This is a genomic window from Pseudomonas sp. SDO5591_S426 (genome assembly GCF_054070755.1).
Window position 1 is genome coordinate 1 of the sequence record NZ_JBSVXD010000236.1, and the last position, 7,312, is coordinate 7,312.

Consider the following 7,312-nt stretch of genomic DNA (forward strand, 5'->3'; position numbering starts at 1 on the left):
GCCGCCTTCGCGAGCAAGCTCGCTCCTACAGGGTTTTTGTGTTGTGTGCTCAGTCGCGGTAGACCGGGAAGTCGGCGCACAAGGCGGCGGCCTGGCGGGCGACATTGGCCTCGATATCGGCATCGCCGAGGTGATCGAGGATGTCGCAAATCCAGCCCGCCAACGCGATGCTTTGCGCTTCCTTGAAGCCACGGCTGGTAATCGCCGGCGTACCGATGCGCAGGCCCGAAGTCACGAACGGCGATTGCGGATCGTTGGGCACGGCGTTCTTGTTCACGGTGATACCGGCACGGCCCAGCGCCGCGTCGGCGTCTTTACCGGTCAAGCCCTGACGGATCAGGCTGACCAGGAACAGATGGTTGTCGGTACCACCGGACACCACGTCATAACCCCGCTCGATAAACACTTGCGCCATGGCTTGGGCGTTGCGAATCACCTGCGCCTGGTAAGTCTTGAACCCCGGCTCCAGCGCTTCCTTGAAGCACACGGCCTTGGCCGCGATCACGTGCATCAGCGGGCCGCCCTGACCACCGGGGAACACCGCGGCGTTGAGCTTTTTCTCCAGTTCCGGATTGGCCTTGGCCAGGATCAAGCCGCCGCGTGGGCCGCGCAGGGTCTTGTGGGTCGTGGTGGTGACTACGTCGGCGTACGGCAACGGGTTCGGGTACAGACCGGTCGCCACCAGGCCGGCGACGTGGGCCATGTCGACGAAGAAGTACGCGCCCACCTTGTCGGCGATCTGGCGGAAGCGCGGGAAGTCCAGGGTTTTGGAGTAAGCGGAGAACCCGGCGATGATCATTTTCGGCTGGTGTTCAACGGCCAGACGCTCGACTTCGTCGTAGTCGATCAGGCCGGTTTTGGTGTCGATGCCGTATTGCACGGCGTTGTACAGCTTGCCGGAAAAACTCACCTTGGCGCCGTGGGTCAGATGGCCGCCGTGGGCCAGACTCATGCCTAGCACGGTGTCGCCCGCTTGCAGCAACGCCAGATAAACCGCCGCGTTGGCCTGGCTACCGGAATGGGGCTGGACGTTGGCGTAGTCGGCGCCGAACAGCTGTTTGGCGCGATCGATGGCCAGTTGCTCGACCACATCGACGTGCTCGCAACCGCCGTAGTAGCGCTTGCCCGGATAACCTTCGGCGTACTTGTTGGTCAGGCCGCTGCCTTGCGCTTCCATCACCCGTTGGCTGGTGTAGTTCTCCGAGGCGATCAGTTCGATGTGATGCTCTTGCCGTGCGTCCTCGGCATTGATCGCCGCCAGCAGTTCGTCGTCGTAGCCTTTGATCTGGTCGTGCTTGCTGAACATGGTGTGGTCCTTGTGTGGAAAGGGGGCTTCAAGCGTCGGCGTGTTCTGCGGTCAGGTGTTCATAGGCGTCTTGGTCCAGTAAATCGCTCAACGCCTCGACATCGACCGGTTTGAAGCGAAAGAACCAGCCTTCGCCCAATGGGTCTTCGTTGACCAATTCCGGGGTGTTCTCCAGCGTGGCGTTGACCTCGACCACTTCACCGTCCAGCGGCATGCCGATGCTGCTGGCGGCTTTCACCGATTCCAGCACCGAGACTTCAGCACCGGCATCGAAAGCGCCTAACTCAGGAACTTGCACGAACACCACATCCCCCAGCGCCTGCTGGGCGAACGCGGTGATGCCGACGGTGACCAGGCCATTGCTCTCAAGGCGCAACCATTCGTGATCGACGGTGAAACGCAATTCGCTCATATCAACTCCTTATTGTTTTTAGTCTCGCGGCGGGGCAACGAGTGGGGTTGGAGGAGTGATAGCAAGGGCGGTGCCAAGGTTTATTATTTGTTTAAAATCAATTGGTTGAAGATATTTTTTGACGCGGGGGGAATTGCGTGTGTATTGAGATCAATACAGTCGGGCAGGGATGTAAGCGTGGACGCCGTCATTGCAGTGCGTACAGGGTTTTGTCTTGATTTCGATACGATGTATCGATTTTCAGACAGTAATGTCGCGCCTGGATGTAGGAGCAGCCTTCGGCAGCTCCTACACAGAGCGAAGAGCCGTTAACCGCTTCAGGGTTTTGCAGGAATCCCGTACTTGCGCAACCGAATCGCAATGGCGCTGTGCGAAGTCTGCAACCGCGCCGCCAGCAATCGACTGGATGGATAGCTGCGGTAAAGCTGTTCCAGCAGGTTCTTCTCAAAGTCACCCACGGCTTCTTCCAGACTGCCGACTTCGCCGTCGTTCTTGCGCTCCACCGCTGTGCGCGCGATGTCCAGGTCATCGATGTCCACCAGCGGGTTTTCGCAGATCGCCGCCGCGCGAAAAATCACGTTTTGCAATTGCCGCACGTTGCCCGGCCAGCGGTTGCCGAGCAGGGCGGGGAAGGTGCTTGGCGCCAGGCGGCAGACCGGGCGCTGGATCTGCGCGCAGGCCTGCTGCATGAAGTGATTGGCCATCAACAGGATGTCGTGACCGCGCTCGCGCAGCGGCGGTACTTGCAGGTTGAGCACGTTGAGGCGGTAGAACAGGTCTTCACGGAAATGACCTTCGCTGACCATTTTTTCCAGGTCGCGGTGGGTCGCGCTGAGAATGCGCACGTTGACCTTGACCTCACGATCACCGCCCACGCGACGGAAGCAACCATCGCTCAAAAATCGCAGCAACTTGGCTTGCAGGTATGGCGACATTTCCCCCACTTCATCGAGAAACACCGTGCCCTGATCGGCCAGTTCCAGCAGCCCGAGTTTGCCGCCGCGTTGCGCGCCGGTGAAGGCGCCGGGGGCGTAGCCGAACAGCTCGCTCTCGGCCAGGCTTTCAGGGAGTGCTGCGCAGTTCAACGCGAGAAACGGCGCGTCCCGCCGTCCGCTGATGGCGTGACAGGCGCGGGCCACGAGTTCCTTGCCGGTGCCGGTTTCACCCTGGATCAGCAATGGCGCATCGAGCGCGGCCACACGCTGGGCGCGGGCCTTGAGTGCGCGAATCGGCGGCGACTCGCCGAGCAGTGCGTCGAACCCTTCGGCGTGATCGTGATGCAGCGCCGAGAGGCGTTCGCCGATGCGGTTCGGTTGATAGAGCGTGAGCAGGGCGCCGGCATCGGTGACCGGCATGGCGTCGAGCAGCAAGGTCTGGCCGCCAAGGCTGACCTCGTGCATCGGCAGGCGGAAATGGTGGGCGATCAGGCTGTGTTGCAAATCAGGATCATCGAACAAAGTGCTCAGCGATTCCCCGGCCGGTTCACGACCGCACAGGGCGATCAGCGCCGGATTGGCCAGCAGCACGTGACCGCGATCATCCACCGCCAGCACCGGGTCAGTACTGGCCGCCAGCAACGCGTCGAGTTGCAAGTGCCGACGCTGGCCGGGAAGGATGTCGACCACCGTCACCGCTTGCACACCTTGCACCCCGAGAAAGGCTTCGCGCAGTTCTTCCATCACGTCGGCGTCGAGGGTCGGCGCATCGATGTAGACGTTCGGCGGCACCATCTCCACCGCGTCCAGATTGAAACTGCGCCCGCCCAGCAGGGCGAGCACTTCCTGGGTAATTCCGACGCGGTCGATGAAGGTGACGTGGATGCGCATGACAGGCCTGCAAGGTGGGCGAACTAAAATCAGTATGCAGGGCGAAATTTGAATTTGGCGAGCGTCACGTTATCCGTTGGCGGTTTTACGGGCGCTGGCTGCCAGGTCCTCAAGGAACGCCTGAAGGATCGGCGGCGGTGCCACGCCGCGCCGGGTGATCACATCGAACGGCGATTTCAGGCGCAGGCTGTTCGGCGCGAGTTGGTGCATTTCGCCGCTCTTGACCCATTGCGCGGCGAAGTGCTCCGGCAGAAAACCCAGGTAGGCACCGGAGATGATCAGGATCGCGGTGGCTTCGATGTTGTCCACGGTGGCCGCCGCCTTGCTCACGCCCAAGTGTTCGAGGTCGTATTGCTGCATGTAGCCGCGCACCACGATGCGGCTGGCCGCGACTTCTTCGAGCAGTTCCTGGCCTTCGGCCTGGCTGCCATGCAACGGGTGACGCCGCCCGCAATACAAGCCCAGAGCTTCCTGATACAGCGGTGATTGCAGCAGCCCCGGCAGATGAATCGGGAAGTGCCCGATGGCCAGGTGCAAGCGGCCGTCGAGCACCCGTTCTTCGAGTTCCGCCGGGGTGCCGACGTACACGTTCAGGTGCACATCGTGGCCCCGGGAAACGAAGCGCTGGGTGGTGCGTGGAATCGGAGAATCCGGGTCGGTGATCGTGGTGTCGATGATCCCCAGGTTGAGCTTGCCGCTGATGTGCTGCTTGAGCACGTCGGCGTCCATGCAGAAATTTTCCACCGCTGACAGCAAACGTTGGGTGGCTTCATGAATCGCCACGCCTTGTTCGGTCAAGCGGAAGCCGCTGCGCCCGCGCTGGCACAGCTTGACCCCGAGCCGGGTTTCCAGATGGGTCATCTGTTCGCTGATGGTCGATTGCCCGGCATTCAACGCCGCTTGCGCCGCGGAAAACCCGCCGCAGCGGACAATCGTGGCAAACACCCTGAGCAACTTCAGATCGACATCGTGCAGTTGAATCACCTGGAACCTCCCGCCTGTGGATGCATCGGTAATGCCGATATGAGTATCTGATGTTTAGCATTTTTTCCACGAAAAGCTGCGCCCATAGTCTTTCCAACGGCGGTCGCCTTGCAGTCCGCCAGGCCGATAACAAGAAGTGGAGAGGCTAGAAATGTCGAACAACGGTTATGAATCCGGTCGTCTGAACCTGCCATTCGTAGGTCATTGCACCTTTGGCAAATCCCCGGTGTGCACCGATTGGGATGCACTGGATGCCGACGTCGCGGTGCTCGGCGTGCCCAACGACATGGGTACCCAGTGGCGCTCCGGCGCACGCTTCGGACCACGCGGGATTCGCGAAGCATCGACGCTGTTTTCCTTCGGCCACGCCGGCGCCTACGACCACGAAGATGACGTGATGTACCTCACCGCATCAGACGTGCGCATGGTCGACGTCGGTGATGCCGACATCGTCCACACCGATATGGTCACCAGTAACAAGAACACCGAATACGCCGTGCGCAAGATCCTCGATGCCGGCGTGATGCCGGTGGTACTCGGCGGCGATCACTCGGTGCACGCGCCGGTGATCAAGGCCTTCGAAGGCCGTGGCCCGATCCACATCATTCACTTCGACGCGCACCTGGATTTCGTCGACGAGCGCCACGGCGTGCGCTACGGCCACGGCAACCCACTGCGCCGCGCCTCGGAAATGAACCATATTGTCGGCATGACCCAAATGGGCATCCGCAACGTCTCGTCGTCCAACCGCGACGACTACGAAGCGGCCCATGAAGCGGGCTCGAAAATCCTCTCGGTGCGCGATGTGCGTCGCCTCGGCGTCGAGGGCGTGCTGGCGCTGATCCCGCAGAACATCAACTACTACATCACCATCGACATCGACGGTTTCGACCCGTCCATCGCCCCCGGCACCGGCACCCCGAGCCACGGCGGCTTCCTCTACTACGAAGTGCTGGAAATCATCCAGGCGCTGGCCAAGCGCAGCAAAGGCAACATCGTCGGCATGGACCTGGTGGAAGTGGCGCCGGTGTACGACCCGACCGGCATGACTTCGATCCTCGCCGCGCAATTGCTGCTCAACAGCATCGGTTTCATTTTTCACGAGCGGGGCAAGGTGCGGACGGCCGCCGAAAGTGAATCGACTCCAGCCTGATCATCGAAACCACTAAGCCCCGGCAGGACCTGACTGCCGGGCAGAGAGAATAAAAATGGACACGATCGTCAAAAGTTACCTGCAGAAATTCGGCGTCAGCGAAGCCACCCAGACCTTCCTCAGCAAGGTCCAGAAAATGTTCATCGGTGGCGCCTGGGTCGAATCCAGCAATGGTGAAACCTCCGATGTGATCGAACCGTCGACCGAAGGCCTGATCACCCGCATTCCCATGGGCACCACCGCTGACCTGGACCGCGCCGTGCAAGCTGCCCGGGCGCAGTTCGACGGCGGCGCCTGGCGTCAGGCCAAACCGGCCGAACGCGAGCGCATGATGCAGCGCCTGGCCGACCTGATCGAGCAGAACGCCGCTGAACTGGCAGAGATCGAATCCATCGACATGGGCAAATCCGTGGCCTTCGCCAAGGACGTCGACATCCAGGGCACCGTCGATACCCTGCGTTACTTCGCCGGTTGGGCCACCAAACTGCACGGCCGCACCGTCGAGCCTTCGCTGCCGGGCAATTACCTGGCCTATACCCGCAAGGAAGCGGTCGGTGTGGTGGGCGCCATCGTGCCGTGGAATTTCCCGCTGCAAACCATGGCGTGGAAGCTCGGCGCGGCGCTGGCGACCGGTTGCACCGTGGTGGTCAAACCCGCCGAACTGACCTCGCTGTCAGCCCTGCGCTTCGCCGAGCTGGTGCAGGAAGCGGGCATCCCCAACGGCGTGATCAACATCGTCACCGGACGCGGCAGCGTGGTCGGTGCGGCCATGGCCACCCATCCCGGCATCGATAAACTGACCTTCACCGGTTCGACCCCGGTCGGCCAGACTGTCGGCCGTGCAGCACTGAATGACATGAAGCGCCTGACCCTCGAACTCGGTGGTAAATCACCGGTCATCGTCTGCGCCGACGCCGACATTCCGGCCGCTGCGCAAGCGGTCGCCAACGGCGTGTTTTTCAACTCCGGGCAGGTATGCGATGCGGGTACACGGGCCTATATTCATAGCAGCGTCTACGACGAATTCCTGCGCGAGCTGATCGCCTATACGCGCACCCTGAAAATGGCCCCGGGCCTGGACCCGGACTGCTTCATTGGTCCACTGGTTTCGGCCCTGCAAAAGCAGCGGGTGACCGAGTACATCGAAACCGGCAAGGCCGAAGGCGCCGAACTGGTCTACGGCGGCCAACCGATCGATGGCCCTGGCTTCTTCGTCGAGCCGACCATCTTCGCCAACTGCCGTAACGACATGCGCATCGTCCAGGAAGAGATCTTCGGCCCGGTGCTGGTCACCGCACCGTTCGACGACGAGGAAGAGGCGCTAGCCCTGGCCAATGACTCGCCGTATGGCCTGGCTGCCGCACTGTATTCCAATGACCTCGGCAAGGTGCACAGCCTGATTCCACGCTTGAAGGCCGGTTCGGTCTACGTCAACACCCACGGCACCCTCGACCCGTCGATGCCGTTCGGTGGCTACAAACAGTCCGGGTTCGGCAAGGACCTGGGCGCCGAGCAGCTCGATTACCTGCTCGAAACCAAGGCTGTTTGGATCACGCTGCCAGCCTGACGCCTGCCCCTGTAGGAGCTGCCGCAGGCTGCGATCTTTTGATCTTGGCCTTGAAAAAAACAAA

Annotated in this window: 6 protein-coding genes; 2 read left to right on the top strand and 4 right to left on the bottom strand. The window is 61.5% G+C overall.

Annotated elements, in window-relative coordinates:
- Positions 1-49: 49 nt before the first annotated feature.
- From glyA to ACW9JC_RS27180, 4 genes are all read right to left on the bottom strand, one after another.
- Positions 50-1,306 (bottom strand): serine hydroxymethyltransferase, encoded by a 1,257-nt coding sequence (gene glyA / locus ACW9JC_RS27165; RefSeq protein WP_457458861.1) that lies wholly within the window; start codon positions 1,304-1,306, stop codon positions 50-52.
- A 28-nt stretch (positions 1,307-1,334) separates the two neighbouring features.
- The gene (gene gcvH, locus ACW9JC_RS27170; RefSeq protein WP_457458863.1) at positions 1,335-1,718 is read right to left on the bottom strand and encodes a glycine cleavage system protein GcvH; all 384 of its coding nucleotides are present in this window, start codon (positions 1,716-1,718) and stop codon (positions 1,335-1,337) included.
- A gap of 317 nt (positions 1,719-2,035) precedes the next feature.
- A complete protein-coding gene (locus tag ACW9JC_RS27175; RefSeq protein ID WP_457458865.1) occupies positions 2,036-3,544 on the bottom strand; it encodes a sigma-54-dependent transcriptional regulator in 1,509 nt (502 codons plus the stop codon).
- Positions 3,545-3,613: 69 nt separating this feature from the next.
- Positions 3,614-4,528, bottom strand: a complete 915-nt coding sequence (locus ACW9JC_RS27180) for a LysR family transcriptional regulator (protein WP_338581833.1) — start codon at positions 4,526-4,528, stop codon at positions 3,614-3,616.
- Between the two features lie 151 nt (positions 4,529-4,679).
- Here ACW9JC_RS27180 and speB point away from each other — a divergent pair, with 151 nt between their 5' ends.
- Complete coding sequence (gene speB, locus ACW9JC_RS27185; protein ID WP_457458867.1) at positions 4,680-5,681, top strand: agmatinase; 1,002 nt, start codon at positions 4,680-4,682, stop codon at positions 5,679-5,681.
- Positions 5,682-5,736: 55 nt separating this feature from the next.
- On the top strand, positions 5,737-7,248 hold the full coding sequence (locus tag ACW9JC_RS27190) for an aldehyde dehydrogenase family protein (protein WP_457458869.1): 1,512 nt from the start codon (positions 5,737-5,739) through the stop codon (positions 7,246-7,248).
- Positions 7,249-7,312 lie beyond the last annotated feature (64 nt).

Excerpts from the sequence above, each read along its gene's own strand:
- glyA (WP_457458861.1), bottom strand. The coding sequence starts at position 1,306 with ATGTTCAGCAAGCACGACCAGATCAAAGGCTACGACGACGAACTGCTG.
- gcvH (WP_457458863.1), bottom strand. The coding sequence starts at position 1,718 with ATGAGCGAATTGCGTTTCACCGTCGATCACGAATGGTTGCGCCTTGAG.
- ACW9JC_RS27175 (WP_457458865.1), bottom strand. The coding sequence starts at position 3,544 with ATGCGCATCCACGTCACCTTCATCGACCGCGTCGGAATTACCCAGGAA.
- speB (WP_457458867.1), top strand. The coding sequence starts at position 4,680 with ATGTCGAACAACGGTTATGAATCCGGTCGTCTGAACCTGCCATTCGTA.
- ACW9JC_RS27190 (WP_457458869.1), top strand. The coding sequence starts at position 5,737 with ATGGACACGATCGTCAAAAGTTACCTGCAGAAATTCGGCGTCAGCGAA.